21 protein-coding genes are annotated in these 21,318 nt (G+C 53.5%); 11 read left to right on the plus strand and 10 right to left on the minus strand.

Annotation, left to right across the window (positions count from 1 at the left end):
* Positions 1-10: 10 nt before the first annotated feature.
* A complete protein-coding gene (locus FVB43_RS08660; RefSeq protein ID WP_133841827.1) occupies positions 11-811 on the minus strand; it encodes a PTS mannose/fructose/sorbose transporter subunit IIC in 801 nt (266 codons plus the stop codon).
* Positions 812-868: 57 nt separating this feature from the next.
* Positions 869-1,828 (minus strand): PTS mannose transporter subunit IIAB, encoded by a 960-nt coding sequence (gene manX, locus FVB43_RS08665; protein ID WP_167863789.1) that lies wholly within the window; start codon positions 1,826-1,828, stop codon positions 869-871.
* Positions 1,829-2,345: 517 nt separating this feature from the next.
* On the opposite strand from manX, the gene FVB43_RS08670 reads away from it, so the two are divergent.
* Entirely contained in the window at positions 2,346-3,908 is a 1,563-nt protein-coding gene (locus tag FVB43_RS08670; RefSeq protein WP_159336538.1) for a TerC family protein, read from the plus strand.
* 81 nt (positions 3,909-3,989) lie between these two features.
* Here FVB43_RS08670 and FVB43_RS08675 read toward each other — a convergent pair whose 3' ends face one another.
* The 4 genes from FVB43_RS08675 to pabB all read right to left on the minus strand — a co-directional run bounded on the left by FVB43_RS08675 (position 3,990) and on the right by pabB (position 9,279).
* On the minus strand, positions 3,990-5,552 hold the full coding sequence (locus FVB43_RS08675) for an EAL domain-containing protein (RefSeq protein ID WP_133841830.1): 1,563 nt from the start codon (positions 5,550-5,552) through the stop codon (positions 3,990-3,992).
* Positions 5,553-5,792: 240 nt separating this feature from the next.
* Positions 5,793-7,157: an L-serine ammonia-lyase gene (locus FVB43_RS08680; RefSeq protein WP_133841831.1), complete on the minus strand. Its 1,365-nt coding sequence runs from the start codon at positions 7,155-7,157 to the stop codon at positions 5,793-5,795.
* A gap of 192 nt (positions 7,158-7,349) precedes the next feature.
* Positions 7,350-7,922, minus strand: coding sequence for a CoA pyrophosphatase (locus FVB43_RS08685; RefSeq protein ID WP_167863790.1), 573 nt, complete (start codon positions 7,920-7,922; stop codon positions 7,350-7,352).
* Positions 7,912-9,279, minus strand: coding sequence for an aminodeoxychorismate synthase component 1 (gene pabB / locus FVB43_RS08690; protein WP_159336540.1), 1,368 nt, complete (start codon positions 9,277-9,279; stop codon positions 7,912-7,914). The genes FVB43_RS08685 and pabB overlap by 11 nt, the downstream gene beginning before the upstream one ends.
* A 116-nt stretch (positions 9,280-9,395) precedes the next feature.
* Between pabB and FVB43_RS08695 the strand changes: the two genes are divergently transcribed.
* Positions 9,396-9,626: a YoaH family protein gene (locus FVB43_RS08695; RefSeq protein ID WP_133841834.1), complete on the plus strand. Its 231-nt coding sequence runs from the start codon at positions 9,396-9,398 to the stop codon at positions 9,624-9,626.
* Positions 9,627-9,662: 36 nt separating this feature from the next.
* On the opposite strand, the gene FVB43_RS08700 is transcribed toward FVB43_RS08695, so the two are convergent.
* Complete coding sequence (locus tag FVB43_RS08700; protein ID WP_133841835.1) at positions 9,663-10,007, minus strand: RidA family protein; 345 nt, start codon at positions 10,005-10,007, stop codon at positions 9,663-9,665.
* Between the two features lie 132 nt (positions 10,008-10,139).
* Here FVB43_RS08700 and FVB43_RS08705 point away from each other — a divergent pair, with 132 nt between their 5' ends.
* The 5 genes from FVB43_RS08705 (at position 10,140) to rnd (ending at position 16,597) form a co-directional block, all read left to right on the plus strand.
* Positions 10,140-12,059: a DNA repair helicase YoaA gene (locus FVB43_RS08705; protein WP_159336542.1), complete on the plus strand. Its 1,920-nt coding sequence runs from the start codon at positions 10,140-10,142 to the stop codon at positions 12,057-12,059.
* A 49-nt stretch (positions 12,060-12,108) separates the two neighbouring features.
* The gene (tsaB, locus tag FVB43_RS08710; protein ID WP_133841837.1) at positions 12,109-12,810 is read left to right on the plus strand and encodes a tRNA (adenosine(37)-N6)-threonylcarbamoyltransferase complex dimerization subunit type 1 TsaB; all 702 of its coding nucleotides are present in this window, start codon (positions 12,109-12,111) and stop codon (positions 12,808-12,810) included.
* A gap of 58 nt (positions 12,811-12,868) precedes the next feature.
* Positions 12,869-13,465 (plus strand): Slp family lipoprotein, encoded by a 597-nt coding sequence (locus FVB43_RS08715; protein WP_133841838.1) that lies wholly within the window; start codon positions 12,869-12,871, stop codon positions 13,463-13,465.
* Between the two features lie 216 nt (positions 13,466-13,681).
* Positions 13,682-15,367, plus strand: a complete 1,686-nt coding sequence (fadD, locus tag FVB43_RS08720) for a long-chain-fatty-acid--CoA ligase FadD (protein ID WP_133841839.1) — start codon at positions 13,682-13,684, stop codon at positions 15,365-15,367.
* Positions 15,368-15,487: 120 nt separating this feature from the next.
* On the plus strand, positions 15,488-16,597 hold the full coding sequence (gene rnd, locus FVB43_RS08725; protein ID WP_167863855.1) for a ribonuclease D: 1,110 nt from the start codon (positions 15,488-15,490) through the stop codon (positions 16,595-16,597).
* A 54-nt stretch (positions 16,598-16,651) separates the two neighbouring features.
* Here the strand turns inward: rnd and minE are convergent, their stop codons facing one another.
* Genes minE through minC form a run of 3 tightly spaced genes read right to left on the minus strand, consistent with a single transcriptional unit; the run spans position 16,652 to position 18,481 of the window.
* Entirely contained in the window at positions 16,652-16,927 is a 276-nt protein-coding gene (gene minE, locus FVB43_RS08730; RefSeq protein ID WP_133841840.1) for a cell division topological specificity factor MinE, read from the minus strand.
* A gap of 3 nt (positions 16,928-16,930) precedes the next feature.
* On the minus strand, positions 16,931-17,743 hold the full coding sequence (minD, locus tag FVB43_RS08735; RefSeq protein ID WP_062746173.1) for a septum site-determining protein MinD: 813 nt from the start codon (positions 17,741-17,743) through the stop codon (positions 16,931-16,933).
* 42 nt (positions 17,744-17,785) lie between these two features.
* Positions 17,786-18,481, minus strand: coding sequence for a septum site-determining protein MinC (gene minC / locus FVB43_RS08740; protein WP_167863791.1), 696 nt, complete (start codon positions 18,479-18,481; stop codon positions 17,786-17,788).
* Between the two features lie 156 nt (positions 18,482-18,637).
* Between minC and FVB43_RS08745 the strand changes: the two genes are divergently transcribed.
* The 4 genes from FVB43_RS08745 (at position 18,638) to FVB43_RS08760 (ending at position 21,287) form a co-directional block, all read left to right on the plus strand.
* Positions 18,638-18,913, plus strand: a complete 276-nt coding sequence (locus FVB43_RS08745) for a YcgL domain-containing protein (protein ID WP_133841842.1) — start codon at positions 18,638-18,640, stop codon at positions 18,911-18,913.
* 90 nt (positions 18,914-19,003) lie between these two features.
* On the plus strand, positions 19,004-20,044 hold the full coding sequence (locus tag FVB43_RS08750; protein ID WP_167863792.1) for a lytic murein transglycosylase: 1,041 nt from the start codon (positions 19,004-19,006) through the stop codon (positions 20,042-20,044).
* A gap of 69 nt (positions 20,045-20,113) precedes the next feature.
* The gene (locus FVB43_RS08755) at positions 20,114-20,773 is read left to right on the plus strand and encodes a fumarylacetoacetate hydrolase family protein (protein ID WP_167863793.1); all 660 of its coding nucleotides are present in this window, start codon (positions 20,114-20,116) and stop codon (positions 20,771-20,773) included.
* A 64-nt stretch (positions 20,774-20,837) separates the two neighbouring features.
* Entirely contained in the window at positions 20,838-21,287 is a 450-nt protein-coding gene (locus tag FVB43_RS08760) for a YcgN family cysteine cluster protein (protein ID WP_167863794.1), read from the plus strand.
* Positions 21,288-21,318 lie beyond the last annotated feature (31 nt).

Here is a 21,318-nt window from a genome sequence, read left to right on the forward strand (position 1 = left end):
TCACCTTTCCTTAATCGAGTTCGTTATCAAGGTCATTATTCGCCGGGCCTGAGGCCTGCGCACCAGCAACACGGTTATATTTCGGTGCCAGCTGGATGTACAGGATGGCCATCACCACACCAATCACGCCCAGCGCAACCAGGTTGAAGCTGGTGAATGCCGCGGTCACGAAACCGAGGTAGAAGAACGGCATCAGATAACCGGCACGCATCATGTTAATCACCATCGCGTAACCCACCACCACGATCATGCCACCGGCAATATTCAGGCCGTTAGTGACCACGTCTGGGATCGAGTTCAGCAGTTCCTGCACGATGTGGGTGCCCACAGAGACGCCAACAATCAGTGCCGGGATGGCGATACGCATCGCCTGCAATACCAGCGCAGAGACGTGGATCCATGAGATAGCGGTTAAATTACCTTTTTCGGCTGCCTTATCGGCCGCATGCTGGAAGGCAACGGTGATGGTACGCACGATGATGGTCAGCACCTGACCAGCTGCTGCCAGCGGGATAGCAAGGGCAATACCAGCACCCACGCTCTGCCCACCCGCAATAACCAGAATGGTCGAGATGATAGACGCCAGTGCGGCATCCGGGGCCACGGCGGCACCGATATTCATCCAGCCCAGCGCGATCATCTCCAGCGTACCACCGATGATAATGCCTGTTTTCATATCGCCGAGAACGGCGCCAATTAACGTACAGGCCACTAATGGCCTGTGGAACTGAAATTCATCGAGGATTGATCCCATACCTGCAATACAGGCGACGATAAAAATCAGAACAATTTGCAGCGTGGTAATCTCCATTACACTTTTCCTCTTTAATGCCAGAACGGAGTTCAACCTGAAACATCAGGCCACGGGCTACTGAGCTATTTTGCCGATCAGGTCCATCATTTTCAGTTTCTGATCGCTGGAGACTTTGCGCACTTCCAGCTCGATACCGCGTTCGTTGAGTTTTTTAAACGCCTCAATATCTTTGGCATCGACCGAGACAGCATTATTCACCTGGGTTTTCCCCTGACGAAATGCCATACCACCAATATTCACTGAGGGGATCGTCACACCTTCTTCGACCAGGCGAACAACGTCGGTGGGATTGGTAAATAACAACATGACTTTGTCTTTGCCATATTTTGGGTTATTCCACACACGGATCATCTTGGCGACATCCACCACATGAGCGGTAACGCCGGGTGGGGCAACCTGAGTGAGAAGCGTTTTACGGACGTTGTCGGCGGCGACTTCATCACTGACGACAATAATACGTGTGACGTTAGTTTCTTTGGTCCAGCGTGTGGCAACTTGCCCGTGGATCAAGCGGTCATCGATACGTGCCAGCCCGATTTTCATATGCTCACCGGGCTGAAGGGGAGCCTGCGGAGCGGCAGGGGCTTTTGTTATAGCGGCAGGCGTGGCTTCAGGAACTTTGGCTTTCAGTGCTTTGACGCCCTCGCGCCCGGTTTCAACGGCCAGTGCGACCAGTTCATCGAACGTGGGGTTATCGTCACGTGCCATCAGCACTTCGACCAGCATCGGAATATTGACCCCGGCGACAACGTCATAACCTGGTTTATCGACAACAAGGCGGCTGGCGGCGTTAAACGGGCTGCCTCCCCATGTATCAACCAGAAACAGCACGCCCTGCGTACTGTCCATCTCAGCCAGCCGCGCCTGGTATTTCTCCATCAGCGTTTCGGCGTTTTCCCCGGGGACAAAGTCGATCCAGCCGACATTTTCCTGTTCCCCTAACAGCATTTCGGCGGTTTTCAGCAGTTGCTCTGCTGCCCAGCCGTGCGTGCCAATCATAATAGCAATAGTCACTTGCTACCTCCTGTATCAGTTGGCAACGGCTTTGTCTGCAAGCCGCGCGAGGTTCACCTGAATCCTGTTGCATCCAGTATGATTGAGGTCCAACTTTTAGTGCAGCGCGGTGAGAATGTATCAGCGCCTTTAAACACACAGCGTAGTAACGGGAATTATTTTAGTACGCGAAAAAATAAATTATGTGACGGTGCTCAGCTATTTAGACGTTAATCGCGATTTCTGGAACGTTGATGAAACATTATCCAGAAATGTGCAGCACGCCGCGGGAGTGTAAGAAATTATTTTGACGCGCATGTTTCACCTGATAGAGTAGGGATCCTTTTTCAATACAGGAGTAACGGGCCTCAGCCCTCCCTATGGACTGTCACCGAAGTCGCTCAATGATGCCGCCGGGCTTTCCGGTACCGCTTTTAACGTCTCCTGACGTAACCGTACATTCCTCTTGTTGTCATCCCTGCTGCACGCTCATTCGAACGTCTGCTGCGTATTGCCGTTCCTTTTTCCGGAGTCTGTCATGGAATTTCTCTTAGACCCCTCAATCTGGGCAGGTCTCTTCACGCTCATCGTTCTTGAGATCGTGCTGGGTATTGATAACCTGGTCTTTATTGCCATCCTCGCTGACAAACTGCCACCGAAGCAGCGCGATAAAGCGCGTCTTATTGGCCTGTCGCTGGCGCTGATTATGCGTCTGGGACTGCTGTCGCTGATTTCATGGATTGTGACGTTAACCACCCCGCTGTTTAGCATTGGCGAGTTCAGCTTCTCCGGACGCGACCTTATTCTGCTGCTCGGGGGACTTTTCCTGTTGTTCAAAGCCACGATGGAACTCCATGAACGGTTGGAAAACCGCGACATGAACGCCGGCGGGAATAAAGGTTATGCCAGTTTCTGGGCAGTAGTGGTGCAGATCGTTATTCTTGATGCCGTGTTCTCGCTTGATGCCGTGATCACAGCGGTCGGGATGGTAAACAACCTGGCGATTATGATGACGGCCGTGGTGATCGCGATGGGTGTGATGTTGCTGGCGTCTAAGCCGCTGACAAACTTCGTCAACGCGCACCCAACGGTAGTGGTGCTGTGTCTGAGCTTCCTGCTGATGATTGGTCTCAGCCTGGTGGCAGAAGGCTTTGGTTTCCATATACCAAAAGGTTACCTGTATGCCGCGATTGGCTTCTCAATCCTGATTGAGTTGTTCAACCAGATTGCGCGCCATAACTTTATGCGCCATCAGGAAAGACGACCAATGCGTGAGCGTACCGCTGAGGCGATTCAGCGCCTGATGGGGGGCCGCCGCCAGAGCGAAAATCACAACAGTGAGAGTAGCGAAGTTGCCGCGATCATGCCGCAGGAAGCGTTTAAAGACGAAGAGCGTTACATGATTAATGGCGTACTGACGCTGGCTTCACGCTCCGTACGCAGCATTATGACGCCACGCGGTGAGATCTCCTGGGTGGATGCAACGCGCCCGATGGACGAAATTCGCCTCCAGCTTCTGGACACGCCGCACAGCTTATTCCCGGTCTGTCGTGGAGAGCTGGATGAAATCATCGGCGTGGTGCGTGCCAAAGAGCTGCTGGTTGCCCTCGATCATGGTATTGATGTTGCCAGCTTTGCCTCGGGCACACCGCCGATTATCGTGCCGGAGACGCTTGACCCGCTGAATCTGCTGGGCGTGCTGCGCCGCGCCAAAGGCAGCTTTGTGGTCGTGACCAATGAGTTCGGTGTGGTGCAGGGGTTGATTACGCCGCTGGATGTGCTGGAAGCGATTGCGGGTGAATTCCCGGACGAAGATGAAACCCCGGATATTATCGCAGATGGTGATGGATGGCTGGTGAAAGGCGGTACGGATCTGCACTCGCTGCAGCAGTTGCTGGATACGCAGGAACTGGTAAGGCCGGAAGACGATCATGCATCGCTGGCGGGTCTGTTGATTGAGCAGAAAGGGCAGTTACCTAAGCCTGGTGAAGTCATTGAGCTACTGCCACTGCGCTTTCAGATTATCGAAGCCACTGATTATCGCATTGACCTGGTTCGTGTGACGAAACAGCGCGATGAGCACGACGAAGACGAACAATAAAAAAAGGGCGCCAGGTCTTCACCGGGCGCCCCTTAACAATATTGTTACGGGCAGAACCTGCAAAGGTCTGCCCGTTTTCGATCAGGCATCCAGTGTTTCTTCATGATTCACCAACCAGTCAGGGAAATCCCCTAATGGCATCGGGCGGGCATAGAAGTAACCCTGCAACACATCCACGCCTTTCTCACGTAGATAAGCCGCCTGCTCTGCGGTTTCCACCCCTTCGGCTACCAGGCTGATATTCAGCCGTTGCGCCAGCGAGATCACCATGTCGGTCACCGTCGCATTAATCGCATCTGTTCCAATCGCCGCTGTGAACACCTTATCGATTTTGAGCACGTCCGGGCTGAGTGTCTTCAGGTAGGAGAGCGAACTGTGCCCCGTACCAAAGTCATCAATAGCCAGTTTGACCCCAATCTTATGCAGATGGGAGACGACGCGCTGATCAACAACCGGCAGTGAATCACGCTCTGTCAGCTCAACGATAAGCTGAGGTTTCGGGTTTGCCGGCCACCACAGACGCTGTAAATCATCAATAATCGCCCGATCGTGGAAGTGACTAGCTGCAACGTTGATAGCAATATGGAACGACTTACAGCCAGGCAAATCGGGCAGATGGCGAACCACCTCGCTGATAACAAAACGTGTCAGCGGGGCAATCAGATTCTGCCGTTCAGCCAGCGGGATAAACACATCCGGCGGTATCCATCCCTGACGGGGATTATGCCAGCGTAACAGCAGTTCAATACCGTCGCAGGCGCCGCTGCGAGCGTTGATCAGCGGCTGACAGTAAACCATAAACTCACGTGCGGTAATGCCATAGCTGATTTGCCAGGACAAACTCATGCGGTTGGCGGTTGCCAGCCAGACAATGTATCCCATCAGTAAACTTAACAGCAGCGCCAGTGGCAGTTGCGAAGGTACCGTCATCAATGCCAGACGGGAAGGGGATGGCCCAAAAAGTGTAATAGAGAACGGGTAACGTAACGACGATTCTTCGTAGCTGACTTCATCTTCCGACGGCACCGCCGTTTCGATCATTGGGTTGCCGTATTCGAGACTCTTCCCACCGACATTGAAAATGGCGCGTTCTACCCAGGGGAGCGTTGGCTCCAACAGATAGTTGGTCATCAGCTCAATGTTGATGATCTGAATAATACCTGAACGGTTATCCAGCGAACGCGGTGTCCAGAACAATAATACCGGAGACCCCTTAATCAGATGCTCATCCACCGCCAGCAGCATTCGCTGGTTATTCACCGCCAGTTCAGGGTAGTTATCAGTAAATGGAATATCCGAACTGCCATAAATGCTCGAACAATAAATCCGGTCTTCATCGACCAGTAAAATGGATCTGACCGTCTGTAATGACGCCAGTTTCTCAATCAGTGGGAAACGGATTTCACCACAGGTGAGCCCTACCAGACCAATGGTGTTATTCGCCGCCACATCCAGTGGCGAAAACATGCGATCAAAACGCTGGATGGCATTATCGGCAAATGTGCGCGACTGCTGCTCTATTCGGCCTTTCTCTTCCATAAAACGGAAGGTTAATGTGAGAATGAGCACCAACGCGGCAACAACCGCAGCGATGAGTAACCGCTTACGGCGAAACTGTCCGAATACTTCCTGGGACATTTGCATCAGTAACCACCCTTAGATCAAGACGCGTATATAGAGACCGAATACCAATTATCGGCAACTGAGGCATTAAGTTTAGTAGTGTTGAAGAGAAAAGCTGAATGGCTCAAAAACAGGAACTTACTCTCACAAGACACGCCAAAACACTTTAGCTATTTCCTGCTGTTGGCGATAGCCGGGAGCTAAACTATTTTTGCTGAATGGCGCAAAAAGAAACGCCACCGGGGAGGTGGCGTTGATGAATCAATCACACTGGACTTTTATCGCCAGTCCACCGCGCGATGTCTCGCGGTATTTAGCATTCATATCCTTGCCCGTCTCGTACATGGTCTCGATCACTTTATCGAGTGAGACGCGCGCTTCGCTGGTACGGCGCATCGCCATACGGGCGGAGTTAATCGCTTTTACCGAGGCAATCGCATTACGTTCAATGCACGGCACCTGCACCTGTCCGGCAACCGGGTCACAGGTCAGCCCCAGATTGTGCTCCATGCCGATTTCCGCCGCCACACAGACCTGCTCCGGGCTAGCCCCCAGCAGTTCTGCCAGACCCGCCGCCGCCATGGAGCAGGCAACGCCCACTTCACCCTGGCAACCGACTTCCGCGCCGGAGATAGAGGCGTTCATTTTATACAGAATGCCAATGGCGCCAGAGGCCATAAAGTAACGGGTAAAGATTTCAGGGGTGACAGGCTCAATAAAGTGGTCATAGTAAGCCAGTACCGCAGGGACGATGCCGCATGCGCCGTTAGTCGGTGCCGTCACAACACGGCCACCGGCCGCATTCTCTTCATTCACGGCGAGAGCAAACATATTGACCCAGTCGATGACAATCATCGGGTCGCTGGACATTTTATCAGAGGACACCAGCAGGCGGCGCAGCGCCGAAGCACGGCGCGGTACACGCAGTGGGCCTGGCAGCACGCCTTCAGTGTTCAACCCGCGATCGATACATTCACGCATCGTCTGCCAGATATCGGTGAAATAGCGCTCGATATCGGCACGGCTGTGCACGGCCTGTTCGTTCTTCATGATCATGCCGGAGAGCGACAGTCCGGTCATCTGGCAGTGGGCCAGCATCTCTTTTGCCGAGTTGAACGGATAAGGAACGGCGACTTCATTCACCACCGATTTACCGAAGTTCTCTTCGTCAACAATAAAGCCGCCGCCAACAGAATAGTAGGTTTTGCTGTAGATACGCAGGTCGCCAGCAAAAGCGTGAATGGTCATGCCATTCTCATGCAGCGACAGGTTATCGCTGCGGAACACCATGCCGCCTTCACGTGGGAAATCAACTTCGTGGGCACCGCTGGCCAGCAGCAGGCGCTGGCGCTCTTCGACATCACGGATAAAGGCAGGGATAGCATCGATATCAACGCTTTCCGGCGAGGCGCCAGACAGCCCCATAATAATGGCGATATCGGTATGGTGGCCTTTGCCCGTCAGGGACAGAGAACCATAGACATCGACAGCAATACGCGTCACCGAAGAGAGCTGGCGATTGTTCACCAGATCGTCGACGAACTGTTTGCCGGCTTTCATTGGGCCAACCGTATGAGAACTTGACGGGCCAATGCCGATCTTAAACATGTCGAAAACGCTAATCACGTTGTACGCTCCTTGGAGGATTTTTAATCACGCAGTGGGAGAAGATTTCGGGTACCCACAATTTGCGTGAAATATAAATGAAAAAACGCCGTATTGCAGTGATTTGGATCGCCATGTGGCAATAATCTGGTGAAAAATAATGTAAAGGCGCTTTTTGAAGCAACTAATGGCTGTATTTTAGCCTGTTTATCGTTATTTAGCCACTTGCAGGCTCAACTGGCGAATAATTCCGGCGGTCATACCCCAGATAAAGTAGTCATCGAACCATGAAAGCCAGACGCGGTGCATCTGTCCTGAGCGCTGGATATCCAACGGCGCATAACGCCCGAGACGCAGCGCTTCACGCAACGGCATCTCAAATACCGATTCCACTTCATCTTCATTTGCATGCCAGTTAAGACCCGGCGGCAGCACGCCAACCACTGGCGTGACCTGAAAACCGGTGCTGCTGGTCACCGGGGGCAGCACGCCAATAACCCGCACAGCATCGGGCGGTATGGCGACTTCTTCCTGCGCTTCACGCAGGGCGGTAGCCACCAGAGAAGCATCGCTGCTGTCCATCATGCCTCCGGGGAAAGCCACCTGGCCCGCATGCTTGCGCAGTGACGCGGCGCGACGTGTCAGCAGTAACGTCGGTTCAGGATGCGCAATAATCGGCACCAGGACTGCAGCCTGTCGACGAGGCAAATTTTGCTGGCCTGCCTCTGGCAGTTGCAGCATGAAACGCGTCAGAAAGCGCGTGAGTGATGGATGCTCAGCGTTCATCAGGCGGTGACTCCAGGCAGGGCAAAATGCGATTCACTTTATCAAACGTCTCCTGATACTCAGAGGCTTCATCGCTGTCGGCGACAATACCGCCGCCGGCAGCACAATATAGCGTACTGTCTTCAGCAATCAGGGTGCGAATGGTGATGCTGGTATCCATCCGCCCGCAGACGCTGATATAGCCGATACTGCCACACCAGGCATTACGCCGTTGAGGTTCCAGCGTTTCAATAATTTCCATCGCCCGTACTTTTGGTGCGCCGGTAATGGACCCGCCGGGGAAACAGGCGCGCAGTAAATCACAGGCGGTCAGCTCAGGCTTCAGCACGGCGGTAATGGTGCTGACAAGATGATGTACTGCCGGGAAAGGCTCGACGACAAATAACTCAGGGACGTTGACACTGCCCGGCGTTGCTACCCGACCGATATCATTGCGCAGCAGATCCACAATCATCAGATTCTCGCTGCGATCCTTCGGTGACTGCGCCAGCTTCTCGCCTTGCAGGCGATCGGCAACCGGGTCCGCGAGGCGGGGGAGTGTGCCTTTAATCGGGCGGGTTTCAATCTGCCGGTGGCGCAGTTTAATAAACCGTTCCGGAGAAAGGCTGAGGAGCACGCTGCCTGGCAGACGGATAAAGGCGCTAAACGGCGCGCGGTTAGCACGGCACAGCAGTAAAAAGGCCTGCCATTCATCACCGCAATAACGGGCGGCGAAGCGCTGCGCCAGATTGACCTGATAGCAGTCACCGGACAGTAACCACTGTTGCACCTGACGAAATTTTTCGCCGTATTGCTCACGCGTCATATTCGCCTGCCACGCGCTGGTGAGCTGGAAGGGGACGGCGGGTGTTGCCTGCTGAGCATCCAGCCACGCCAGACGCGCTGCGAGGTCGCCCTGAACCACCAGCGTTAGCGTCTTCTTGTGATGATCGGCGATTAACGCCCAGTCATAGATGCCCACCGCCATATCCGGTGTGGTCAGCTGTTGATCGGCCGTCGTGGGTATTCGCTCAAAACGGCGGCCCAGATCATAACCAAACAGGCCAAGTGCGCCACCCTGAAAAGGCAGGTCATCCTGCTGCTGCGCCTGTAATCCGCAGGCTGTTAACTGCTGCTGGAGCAGCGCCAGCGGATCGTCTTCGCTGACGCAGCAGGTGCTATCCTGTTCAATCACGGTCTGGATACCGCGCGTGGTCAGCGTCACCCGGGGGTCAGCGACCATAATATCGAATCGGTTATCACTGTGATCGGCGAAACCGGAATGCAGCAGCATCGCCCAGGGCCGATGGGACAGGCGGGCAAAATGATGCTCAACGGCATCTGGCGTATACTTGAGAAGATGATAAACAGGCGACATGGTTTTTCAGCAGAGAAAATTTCAATGAGACGCCAAGCGTGACATATTTTTATGCTGCTGGCATCTCTTTGTCGCCCGTGGAATAATCCGCACCGCAAATCACCCCAGGAGTCACTATGTCTACAGGATTACCCGCGTTATCACACGAACAGCAGCAGGACGCGGTTGAACGCATTCATAAGCTGATGTCAGAGGGAATGAGCAGCGGCGAGGCGATTGGCCTGGTGGCAGCTGAAATCCGTGAGAACCACACTGGCGGCAATGTTCCGGTGATGTTCGATGAAGATGAAGAAGATTACATGGGTGACAACAACCACGACGACGAAGAAGAAGAGTACGACGAATAAGTGGTTAACCCCTGCCAGCCCGGCAGGGGGAAAGCATTACCTGGCAGCAATCACTTTAATTTCGACCAGATATTTCGGGTTCATCAGGTTGGCCTGCACTGTGCAGCGCACCGGTGCGTTACCTGGAGACACCCACGCATCCCACGCGCGATTCATCGCCGCAAAATCCGATTTATTCACCAGAAAAATGGTGGCATCCAGAATCTTACTTTTGTCTGAACCGACGCGAGTCAGTAGTTTATCGATCACCGCCAGGGCATTCGCCGTCTGCGCTTCAGCATCGTCATCCAGATTTTCCGGCACGCTGGTGTAATACACCGTATCGTTATGTATAACGGCTTCGGACATACGATGTTCAGGATCAATACGTTCAATGGTCATGCTGGCTCCTTTTAAATGCACTCAAAACCGCGACAGACTGGCACAGATTAGCGGTGCCTGTCATCTAAAGGGTGGAGTGCGCTGGCGGATACTGCCATAATCACTGTCGTTTTAACCAGGTGGTGAGGGTATGTGGTAGACGATTTTGCAGCAGATGGCGCTCTGGCGCAGGCGATTCCCGGCTTCAGGCCACGTGAACCTCAGCGTGAGATGGCGGCTGCGGTAGCGCGTGCCATTGACAGCAAAAGTGAGCTGGTCGTGGAAGCCGGAACCGGTACGGGGAAAACCTATGCCTATCTGGCCCCGGCGCTGCGTTCGGGAAAAAAAGTGATCGTCTCGACCGGATCAAAAGCGTTGCAGGATCAGCTTTACAGCCGCGATCTGCCAACGGTGGCAAAAGCGCTTAAATTCAAAGGTATCATGGCGCTGCTCAAAGGGCGGTCCAACTATCTCTGCCTGGAGCGACTGGAGCAGCAGTCGATGGCCGGGGGCGAGCTGGCGGTGCAGGCAATGAGCGATCTCGTTCATCTGCGCGGCTGGTCAAACGAAACGGTGGATGGTGATATCAGCACCTGCGGTGGCGTAGCGGAAGACAGCACCATCTGGCCGCTGGTCACCAGCACCAACGATAACTGTCTGGGCAGTGACTGCCCGCAGTATAAAGACTGTTTTGTGGTGAAAGCGCGACGTAAAGCGATGGATGCTGATGTGGTGGTGGTCAATCATCATCTGTTCCTGGCCGATATGGTGGTGAAGGAGAGTGGCTTTGCCGAGCTGATCCCCGATGCCGACGTGATGATTTTCGATGAAGCACATCAGGTTCCGGATATCGCCAGCCAGTATTTCGGGCAACAACTTTCCAGCCGCCAGCTGCTCGATCTGGCGAAAGACATCACCATTGCCTACCGCACCGAAGTCCGTGATATGCAGCAGCTCCAGAAGTCGGCCGATCGCCTGGCGCAAAGCACTCAGGATTTTCGTCTGTCATTAGGCGATCCCGGTTTTCGCGGTAACCTGCGAGAGCTGCTGAGCAACCCGCAGATCCAGCGTGCCCTGCTGCTGTTGGATGATGCACTTGAACTGTGTTACGACGTGGCGAAACTCTCACTGGGGCGCTCTGCGCTATTGGATGCGGCATTCGAACGTGCGTCACTCTATCGCGGGCGCCTGAAACGCCTGAAAGACACCACGCAGCCCGGTTTCAGCTACTGGTATGAATGTAACGCGCGTAATTTTGTACTGGCGTTGACCCCGCTCTCCGTTTCCGACCGTTTCCGTGAAGTGATGGATGAACGCCCGGCGAGCTGGATATTTACCTCAGCGACGCTGGCGGTGAATGAACAGATGACACACTTTGTTGAACGGCTTGGCGTGGGGAAGGCGGAGACGTTGATCCTCAACAGCCCGTTTGATTTCGCCCGCCAGGCGCTCCTCTGTGTGCCGCGTAACCTGCCTTCACCCAATCAGCCTGGCGGTGCCCGCCAGTTGGCCAGAATGATGAAACCGCTGATTGAAGCCAATAATGGCCGTTGCTTCTTCCTCTGTACGTCACACCAGGTGATGCGTGAGCTGGCGGCCGAGTTCCGCGCCTCCATGACGCTTCCTGTTTTGCTCCAGGGGGAAACCAGCAAGGGACAGATCCTCAAGCAGTTTGTTGCGGCAGGCAATGCACTGCTGGTGGCGACGAACAGTTTCTGGGAAGGGGTGGACGTGCGTGGCGATGCATTATCACTGGTGATTATCGATAAGCTGCCGTTTACCTCGCCAGAGGATCCGCTACTGAAAGCCCGCATGGAAGACTGCAAAGTGCGTGGCGGTGAGCCGTTCGACGATGTGCAACTGCCCGATGCGGTGATCGCGCTTAAACAGGGTGTTGGACGTTTGATTCGTGACGTTGACGACCGTGGCGTGCTGGTGATCTGTGATAATCGTCTGGTGATGCGTCCTTACGGGGCGGTATTTCTTAACAGCCTGCCGCCAACGCCGCGCACGCGCGATCTGCAAAAAGCCGTGGACTTTCTCCAGTCAACGACGCAGCAGTCATTAATCTAACGGCGATGTGCTATGATGCGCGCCGAAAATTTTCTCCCCTGAGGTTAGTATGTCCACGCGAATTTTAGCCATTGATACGGCAACGGAAGCCTGTTCGGTCGCACTACTGAATGAAGATCGGTTGCTGGCACATTTTGAACTTTGTGCCCGGGAACATACGCAACGCATCCTGCCGCTGGTGCAGCAAATTTTGCAGGAAGGCGGCGTTGCGCTGAAGGACCTGGATGCGCTGGCCTTTGGCCGCGGGCCCGGCAGTTTTACCGGTGTGCGTATTGGCATCGGCATTGCTCAGGGGTTATCGCTGGGGGCAAACTTGCCGTTAATCGGCGTGTCGACACTGAAAACCATGGCGCAGAGCGCCTGGCGTCTGCACGGTGCCAGCCGTGTTCTGGCGGCGATTGATGCGCGGATGGGCGAAGTGTATTGGGCCGAATATCAGCGTGATGAGCAGGGCAACTGGCAGGGTGAAGAAACAGAAGCCGTGCTGAAACCCGATGCCGCAGCGGCGCGGATGGCAGCGCTGAGCGGGCAGTGGGCCTGTGTGGGCACCGGCTGGCAAGCCTGGCCGCAGCTGGCAGAAAACAGCGCGCTGGCATTGACGTTATCAGACGTGACGCTGCCCTGCGCCGAAGATATGCTGCCGCTGGCACAACAGGCGCTGGCAGCCGGTATGACCGTCGCCCCCGAACATGCTGAACCGACCTATCTGCGTAATGAAGTGACATGGAAAAAATTACCGGGCCGCGAGTAGTGGCAGCAACTATTTGAGTCGGTAGCAGTCGAAGTAGCATAACAATGGGGGAGTTTCTATGCGTAAATCCAGTGTCTGGCAGTGCAGTGTTCTGTTCTTAGCGTCGCTGGTATTAAGCGGCTGTGTTACCGTGCCTGATTCGATAAAAGGGCATTCAGAGACCCCGCAACAGGATCTGGCGCGAGTGCTGAATGCTCCTGAGCTGTTTATTGGCCAGGAGTCACGTTTTGGCGGTAAGGTCCTCAAGGTGGACAATCGTAACGGGATGACACGCCTGGAGATTGCCGCAATGCCCCTCGATGAAGGCGCCAGGCCGACGCTGGGTTCACCGTCTATTGGCCGCATTTTTGCCGATGTGAACGGCTTTGTCGATCCGGTCGATTTTAATCAGCAGATGGTCACCGTTGTCGGCACTATTAGCGGGACTGAGAAAGGCAAAATTGGTGATGCGCAGTATAACTTTGTGGTCATCAAGGTCACAGGCTATCAGCGCTGGCATATGTCCCAGCAGATCGTTACCCCGCCGCAGCCAATTGATCCGTGGATCTGGTACGGTCCAGGCTATGGCCGCCATCGCGGAGGCTACTGGGGCCCCGCTCCCTGGGGTTACTACAATCCCGGTCCCGCTCAGGTGCAGACCATTCTTACCCCATAATTCGTATCGTATAAAAGAGACACGGCAGATCCGCTGGATATCAGCGGATAGGCCTTTTTTAATTGATTCTCTCAGGATGAGAGAAATTTAGTGATGGGCTTCGCAACCTCTCAATAGAGACCTGAGCAAACTGGTACGCTGAGTTAAAATAATGTTAACAGGCGCTGAAAGGTTGAGGCTGCGATGACGACAAATTATCATTTTCGAGGTGATTCCTTGCATAAGGTTTGGTTAAACCGTTATCCGGCGGATGTTCCGGCGGAGATTAATCCTGATCGTTATGGCTCTTTAATCGATCTGTTTGAACACGCGGTATTGCGTTACGCTACGCAAACGGCGTTTATCAATATGGGGAAGAGTCTTACTTTCCAGCAGCTCGATGACCGCAGTCGGGCCTTTGCGGCCTATTTACAACAGGGATTAGGGCTAAAGAAAGGCGACCGTATCGCACTGATGATGCCCAATCTGCTGCAATATCCGATCGCGCTGTTTGGCATTCTTCGTGCCGGAATGATCGTGGTTAACGTCAATCCGCTTTATACCCCGCGAGAACTGGAACATCAGCTCAATGACAGCGGTGCCAGCGCTATTGTGATTGTCTCTAACTTCGCCCATACGCTGGAAAAAGTGGTGGCGAAGACAACAGTGAAGCATGTGATCCTCACCCGCCTGGGTGACCAGCTTTCCCCTGCGAAGGGGACATTGGTTAACTTCGTGGTGAAGTACATTAAAAAGATGGTGCCGAAATACTATCTTCCCGGTGCGATATCTTTCCGTCAGGCGCTGCAAAACGGTGCGCAGATGGAGTATGTCAAACCGACGATCATTAATGACGATCTCGCTTTCCTGCAATATACCGGTGGGACCACCGGGGTGGCGAAAGGGGCAATGCTGACCCACCGGAATATGCAGGCAAACCTCGAACAAACAAAAGCCACCTACGGCTCGCTGTTGAAAGCGGGTGAAGAAACCGTGGTAACGGCATTGCCGCTGTATCATATCTTCGCCCTCACAGTGAACTGCCTGCTGTTTATCGAACTGGGGGGGGCTAACCTGCTTATCACCAATCCGCGTGATATTCCGGGGCTGGTCAAAGAACTGAGTAAACATCCTTTCACCGCTATTACGGGGGTGAATACTTTGTTTAATGCGCTGCTCAATGATGATGCCTTTAATAAGCTGGATTTCTCCACGCTGACGTTATCCGCAGGCGGCGGGATGGCGGTACAAAAAGCGGTTGCCGAACGCTGGGAAAAGCTGACAGGTCACTATCTGCTGGAAGGATACGGTCTGACCGAATGTTCCCCGCTGGTTTCAGTGAACCCGTATGATATTCAGTGCCACAACGGCAGCATTGGCCTGCCGGTTCCCTCTACTGATATTATGCTGGTGGATGATAACGGTAATGAAGTGCCAGAAGGGGAGCCGGGTGAGTTGTGCATAAAAGGGCCGCAGGTCATGCTGGGCTACTGGCAGCACCCGGATGCGACCGATGAAGTTTTAAAAAATGGATGGCTTCGCAGCGGTGATATTGTTACCGTTGATCACGAAGGTTTCCTGCGTATTATCGATCGTAAAAAGGATATGATTCTGGTTTCCGGTTTCAATGTTTATCCTAATGAGATTGAAGATGTCCTGATGCTGCACCCGAAAGTACGTGAAGCCGCCGCCATCGGTGTTCCAAATGATGTGGCGGGCGAAACGGTGAAAGTTTGTGTGGTGAAAAAAGATGATTCACTGACCAAAGAAGAGCTTATCACCCACTGCAAGCGGCATCTGACAGGCTATAAAATACCCAGAATTGTTGAGTTTCGGGATGAGCTTCCGAAAACCAACGTCGGCAAAATCCTGCGCCGTGAACTGCGCGAGGAAGCGATAAAAGCCCAACCCCCCTTAGACTGAGGGGCGTTGCTTTTTGCCGATATCTATCATGCCGGGTTACCCGGCATTTTTATTGCGCCATTACAGTTGACCACCGGCATCATCCGCCAGTGGCGAGAGAACGCTATTTTGAATTACATCATGATCACCACTAATGACGCGCTGGCTGAGGTTTGTCTGCGTGCCCGCCAGGTTCCTGCTCTGGCGCTGGATACTGAATTTGTTCGCACCCGCACCTATTACCCGCGACTGGGTCTGATACAACTGTTTGACGGTGAAACCATCTCGCTGATTGACCCTTTGCCGATTACCGACTGGACGCCGTTCCGTGACCTCCTGATGGACCAGCAGGTCGTCAAATATCTGCATGCCGGCAGTGAAGATCTTGAAGTCTTCCAGCATGAGTTTGGGGTGTTGCCGCAGCCGATGATTGATACACAGATCCTCGCCGCGTTCAGCGGCCGCCCGCTCTCCTGCGGTTTTGCAACCATCGTAGAGTCCTTCACCGGGATCGCGCTGGATAAAAGCGAATCACGCACTGACTGGCTCGCGCGTCCATTGACGGAAAAGCAGTGCGTTTATGCTGCAGCCGATGTTTTCTATCTGTTACCGATTGCCGTCAAGCTGGTGGCAGAAACGGAAGACGCCGGGCAAATGGCCGCTGCACTGGATGAGTGTCGTCTGCTGTGCCAGCGCCGTACCACCGTGGTTGACCCGCAGGAAGCGTATCGTGAGATCGCCAATGCGTGGCAACTGCGTCCGCGTCAGCTTGCTGCATTGCGCCTGCTGGCGGCATGGCGTCTGACGCTGGCCCGCGAAAAAGATATGGCAGTGAATTTTGTGGTGCGTGAAGAGAACCTGTGGAAGATCGCACGCTATATGCCGGGTTCCCTTGGCGAGCTTGATCATCTGGGGTTGCCGGGGCAGGAGATCCGTTTCCACGGTAAGGCGCTGGTGGCGATGGTCGCTGAAGCGAATGCGCTCGGGGAAGATGAGCTGCCGGAAGCGGTGCCGAATCTCATCGATTACCCGAACTACAAGCAGGTGTTCAAAAGTCTGAAAGCCCTGGTGGCAGAAACGGCGGAGCAGCATGGCGTCAGCCAGGAGTTGCTGGCATCGCGTCGTCAGATTAATCAGTTGCTGAACTGGCACTGGAAATTGAAGCCACAGGCCGGTAAACCGGAGTTGGTAGATGGCTGGCGGGGGACATTACTTGAAGACGGGATTGCTGACATTTTAGCGGCACACTAAATCCTGCAATTTTCCCCTGCACCATAGCAGGGGAAAATCATGAGCAGGAGAAGATCATTTCGGTGCTTCTTCCGTTTCCGTTTCCGGTAACGTTACGTTCAGTTCGAGAATAGAAATATCATCATCTTTTTGATCCAGCTTCACAGTCAGCATCTCCGGATCAATTTTCACGTATTTACAGATCACTTCCAGAATATCCCTTTTCAACTGTGGCAGATAGTGGGGCTCGCTATCGCCCCTTCTGCGCTCCGCCACAATAATCTGTAGCCGTTCCTTGGCAATATTGGCTGTGCTCTTTTTACGGGATAAAAAGAAATCGAGTAAGGCCATGGTTTATCCCCCAAACAGGCGTTTCAGGAAACCCTTCTTCTCTTCTTCAATGAAGCGGAAGGGGCGTTCTTCTCCGAGCAGGCGGTCAACAGTATCAGCATAGGCTTTACCTGCGTCGGATTCGGCATCCAGGATCACGGGCTCACCCTGGTTCGAGGCACGCAGTACTGACTGATCTTCCGGGATAACGCCGGCCAGAGGAATACGCAGAATCTCAAGCACGTCTTCCATGCTCAGCATATCACCACGATTCACGCGTCCCGGATTGTAGCGGGTCAGCAGCAGGTGTTCTTTAATTGCATCCTGGCCTCTTTCAGCGCGGCGTGATTTAGAGGACAGAATGCCGAGAATACGGTCGGAGTCACGTACAGAAGAGACTTCCGGGTTGGTGGTAATAATCGCTTCATCGGCGAAATAGAGCGCCATCAGCGCACCGGTTTCGATGCCCGCCGGTGAATCACAGACAATGAACTCAAAATCCATGGTCGCCAGGTCATCCAGCACTTTTTCCACGCCTTCGCGGGTCAGCGCATCTTTATCACGCGTCTGAGAGGCTGGCAGGATAAACAGATTTTCAGTGCGTTTGTCTTTGATTAACGCCTGGTTCAGCGTGGCATCACCCTGGATGACGTTAACGAAGTCATACACCACGCGGCGCTCACAGCCCATGATTAAATCCAGATTACGCAGGCCGATATCAAAGTCGATAACGACAGTTTTTTTCCCTTTCTGCGCCAAACCGGTAGCGATGGCCGCGCTGGACGTGGTTTTACCCACGCCTCCCTTACCCGATGTAACAACAATAATGCGTGCCATAAAATAATTTCCTTAAGAAAAGAAAGGGCTCGAGAGCCTGGCTCAGTTCAGTGTCTGTATAGTCAATGCGCCGTCCATGAGACAAAGACGAGACGCTTTTCCGAAAAATTCAGCAGGGATTTGATCCATAAGCCAGTAATTTCCAGCAATGGATACCAACTCTGCAGATAAACTGGTGCAAAAAATCTGAGACTGCTTGTCGCCAGACGCGCCAGCCAGCGCGCGGCCGCGCATCATGCCATAAATGTGGATATTGCCATCGGCAATCAGCTCGGCACCCGCGCTGACGCTGCTGGTGACGATCAGGTCGCAGTTTTTGGCATAAATCTGCTGACCGGAACGCACCGGGGTACTGATAAGCCGGGTTTTTATGGCGGGTTGTTCGACAGGAATGGCCACAGGCGGTGCACTCTCAGCGCTGAACTTCTGTTCTTTGCCTTCGCTCAACACCGGCAGGCCGGACCGGGCAATCATGCGTTTCAACTGCTCATCTTTGCAGCCGCTGATACCCACAATGTGCAGACCCGTTTCGGCGATTGCCTGCTGCATTTGTCGCCAGTTCACCTCTCGGGTTAACGAGGATACGTTGATCACCACCGGGGCATTTTTCAGAAAAGCTGGAGCCTGACTGACTTTTTCCTGAATGGCTTTACGCACCGTTTCAGGGTCGGTGTGATGCAAATGAACGACTGACAGCGTAAAACTGCTGCCCTTTAACTCGATTGGCGATTGTGACATCTGTCCCGCTCAGTCCTGTTATTTCCTATCCTGGCTAAATCAACGCCACTTTCAGGCGTTAAATCAAGACAGGCAATATTCCGAAGTTCTGCAAGCATGTTATAGTTACTGTAATATTCAGGCAAGTCACCATCCAGGTTAATTCGAGTAAAAAATATGTTTTGTGTGATCTACAGAAGTCCCCAGCGTGACCAGACTTATCTTTATGTTGAAAAAAAAGACGATTTCTCACGCGTCCCTGAAGCGTTGCTGAAGGGCTTTGGCAAGCCGAAACTGGCGATGTTGCTTCCGTTGGACGGCAGCAAGAAGTTGGTGGGGGCGGATATTGAAAAAGTGAAAACCGCGCTGCGCGATGAGGGGTTTTATTTACAATTGCCTCCGCCGCTGGAAAGTCTGCTTAAGATGCATCTTAACGATGTTAAAAAAGATTAATTCGGAATCATCTGCAAATATATCTTCGCCGGTCAGGGATCGCTTTTTATTTTAAATTACCGGTGTAGATAGCGATAAAAGGATGCCCGCATGAAGCTCTCAGCCCGAAATTTCTTCGTATTTTCTCTCTTTCTGGTGGGGAGCTCTGCCAGCCACGCCGCCTTCCTAAACTCCGGTAACAGCACAAACACGTCAGACACCACGCTGGCACAGCAGGGCCGCGACCCGGCACAATTTCCTGCTTTCGTTGAGCAGCTCAAAGCACAGGCCCGTCAGCAGGGTTATGATGATGCGACTATCGAGACGGCGTTTACCGGCGTGCATTTTGTTGACCGGGTCATTAAATCCGATCGCGGACAGCTGGAAAACAAAGTCACCCTCAACGATTATCTGACCCGCGTGATCACGCCAGAAAAGATCGCTCAGGCCCGGGAATATTGGCAGCAATACCACAACCAGCTGCAACCGATAGCCGATGCCTCCGGCGTTCAGACACAATATATTGTCGCGCTGTGGGCGCTTGAGAGTCACTTCGGCAGGATTCAGGGCAAGGAGGAGGTGGTCTCTGCTCTGGCCACGCTGGCCTTTGAAGGCCGGAGAGAAGCCTTCTTCACGAAAGAACTGATGGCAGCGCTACGAATCATCCAACGCCAACAGATGACAGCCGCTGAGCTGAAAGGATCGTGGGCAGGGGCGATGGGTCAGAGCCAGTTTATGCCCAGCTCCTTCCTGAATTACGGAAAGGATGGTGATGGTGACGGCAAAATTGATATCTGGAACAATCTGGATGATGTCTTTGCCTCCACAGCGAACTATTTACAACGTGAAGGCTGGCGAGCCGGGCAGGGGTGGGGCGTGGAAGTGACGTTGCCGGCTGATTTTAATGCGCAACTGGCGGGATTAAAAACGGCACAGGCCAAAACCCCGGCGCAGTGGCAGCAGTCAGGCGTACAGCTACTGCATCCCGAACAGAACAGCAGCAGCCAGCGCGCCTGGATCATCACGCCACAGGACGGTGACGGTCGTTCATTCATGGTTTATGACAATTTCCGAACGTTGATGCACTGGAATCGGTCTTATTATTTCGCTATCAGTATTGGCATGATGGCCGATGCCATCGCAGCGCAGTAAAAAGAACAGTCAGCAGATATGCGGCGGCATGATGTCGGCGCAGCCACTCTAACGAAGCAGGGGAAAAGCATGTATCAGCACCATAACTGGCAGGGCGCATTGTTAGATTTTCCGGTCAGCAAAGTGGTTTGCGTTGGGAGTAACTACGCAAACCACATTAAAGAGATGGGCAGCGCGACACCTACGGAACCCGTACTGTTTATTAAACCGGAAACTGCGCTGTGTGATATCCGCCAGCCGCTCTCTATTCCAAAAAACCTCGGTGCCGTGCATCACGAGGTCGAGCTGGCGATACTGATTGGCGTGACACTTAAGCATGCGACCGAAGAACACGTCGCGCAGGCGATTGCCGGGTATGGTGTTGCGTTGGATTTAACCTTACGCGATGTTCAGGCAGGCTGTAAGAAAGCCGGACAGCCTTGGGAAAAAGCCAAGGGATTCGATAATTCCTGCCCGCTGTCCGGTTTTATTCCGGTGAGTGAATTCAAACACGACCCTCAGGATGTCGAGCTGAAATTGATCGTCAACGGAGAGGTCCGCCAGCAGGGAACGACTGCTGACATGATCCATAAAATCTTGCCGTTGATTGCGTATATGAGCCAGTTCTTTACCCTGCGCGCGGGCGATGTGATCCTGACCGGGACACCGGAAGGTGTGGGGCCGATGGTCTCAGGCGATCGTCTTGAAGTGTCGCTCGGCGGCCACGGTGTTGCCACGCGCGTGCTGTAAAACTTGCAACTAAAGCCTAAACCCTCTATAAGGTGCGGGCTTTTACTTTTACCGGACACCCAACATGACTGATACCCCTTTCTGGCAGCGTAAAACGCTGGAACAAATGAGCGACGAGGAATGGGAGTCCTTATGTGATGGCTGTGGCCAGTGTTGCCTGAATAAGTTACAGGACGCCGACACCGATGAAATCTATTTCACCAACGTTGCCTGTAATCAGCTGAATATCAAAAGCTGCCAATGCCGTAACTATGAGCGCCGCTTCGAACTGGAAGAGGACTGTATTAAGCTGACGCGCGAAAATCTGCCCACCTTTCAATGGTTACCGCCAAGTTGCGCGTACCGTGTGCTGGCTGAAGGGAAAACTCTGCCACCCTGGCATCCGCTGCGAAGTGGTTCACGTGCAGCTATGCATGCTGCGCGTATTTCGGTACGGCATATTGCCGTGCATGAAAGTGAAGTGGTTGACTGGGAAGAGCATATTATCAACCGCCCGCGCTGGTACGGTAAATAGACGTTCAGAGTGGGTATGATAAGCAGAAAAG

This window comes from Erwinia rhapontici, assembly GCF_012271765.1.
Taxonomy (GTDB): Bacteria; Pseudomonadota; Gammaproteobacteria; order Enterobacterales; family Enterobacteriaceae; genus Erwinia; species Erwinia rhapontici.

Bases quoted from the DNA above. Each gene is read 5' to 3' on its own strand.
- FVB43_RS08660 (WP_133841827.1), bottom strand. From the start codon at position 811: ATGGAGATTACCACGCTGCAAATTGTTCTGATTTTTATCGTCGCCTGT.
- FVB43_RS08670 (WP_159336538.1), top strand. From the start codon at position 2,346: ATGGAATTTCTCTTAGACCCCTCAATCTGGGCAGGTCTCTTCACGCTC.
- FVB43_RS08675 (WP_133841830.1), bottom strand. From the start codon at position 5,552: ATGCAAATGTCCCAGGAAGTATTCGGACAGTTTCGCCGTAAGCGGTTA.
- FVB43_RS08685 (WP_167863790.1), bottom strand. From the start codon at position 7,922: ATGAACGCTGAGCATCCATCACTCACGCGCTTTCTGACGCGTTTCATG.
- pabB (WP_159336540.1), bottom strand. From the start codon at position 9,279: ATGTCGCCTGTTTATCATCTTCTCAAGTATACGCCAGATGCCGTTGAG.
- FVB43_RS08695 (WP_133841834.1), top strand. From the start codon at position 9,396: ATGTCTACAGGATTACCCGCGTTATCACACGAACAGCAGCAGGACGCG.
- FVB43_RS08700 (WP_133841835.1), bottom strand. From the start codon at position 10,007: ATGACCATTGAACGTATTGATCCTGAACATCGTATGTCCGAAGCCGTT.
- tsaB (WP_133841837.1), top strand. From the start codon at position 12,109: ATGTCCACGCGAATTTTAGCCATTGATACGGCAACGGAAGCCTGTTCG.
- FVB43_RS08715 (WP_133841838.1), top strand. From the start codon at position 12,869: ATGCGTAAATCCAGTGTCTGGCAGTGCAGTGTTCTGTTCTTAGCGTCG.
- rnd (WP_167863855.1), top strand. From the start codon at position 15,488: ATGATCACCACTAATGACGCGCTGGCTGAGGTTTGTCTGCGTGCCCGC.
- minE (WP_133841840.1), bottom strand. From the start codon at position 16,927: ATGGCCTTACTCGATTTCTTTTTATCCCGTAAAAAGAGCACAGCCAAT.
- minD (WP_062746173.1), bottom strand. From the start codon at position 17,743: ATGGCACGCATTATTGTTGTTACATCGGGTAAGGGAGGCGTGGGTAAA.
- minC (WP_167863791.1), bottom strand. From the start codon at position 18,481: ATGTCACAATCGCCAATCGAGTTAAAGGGCAGCAGTTTTACGCTGTCA.
- FVB43_RS08745 (WP_133841842.1), top strand. From the start codon at position 18,638: ATGTTTTGTGTGATCTACAGAAGTCCCCAGCGTGACCAGACTTATCTT.
- FVB43_RS08750 (WP_167863792.1), top strand. From the start codon at position 19,004: ATGAAGCTCTCAGCCCGAAATTTCTTCGTATTTTCTCTCTTTCTGGTG.
- FVB43_RS08755 (WP_167863793.1), top strand. From the start codon at position 20,114: ATGTATCAGCACCATAACTGGCAGGGCGCATTGTTAGATTTTCCGGTC.
- FVB43_RS08760 (WP_167863794.1), top strand. From the start codon at position 20,838: ATGACTGATACCCCTTTCTGGCAGCGTAAAACGCTGGAACAAATGAGC.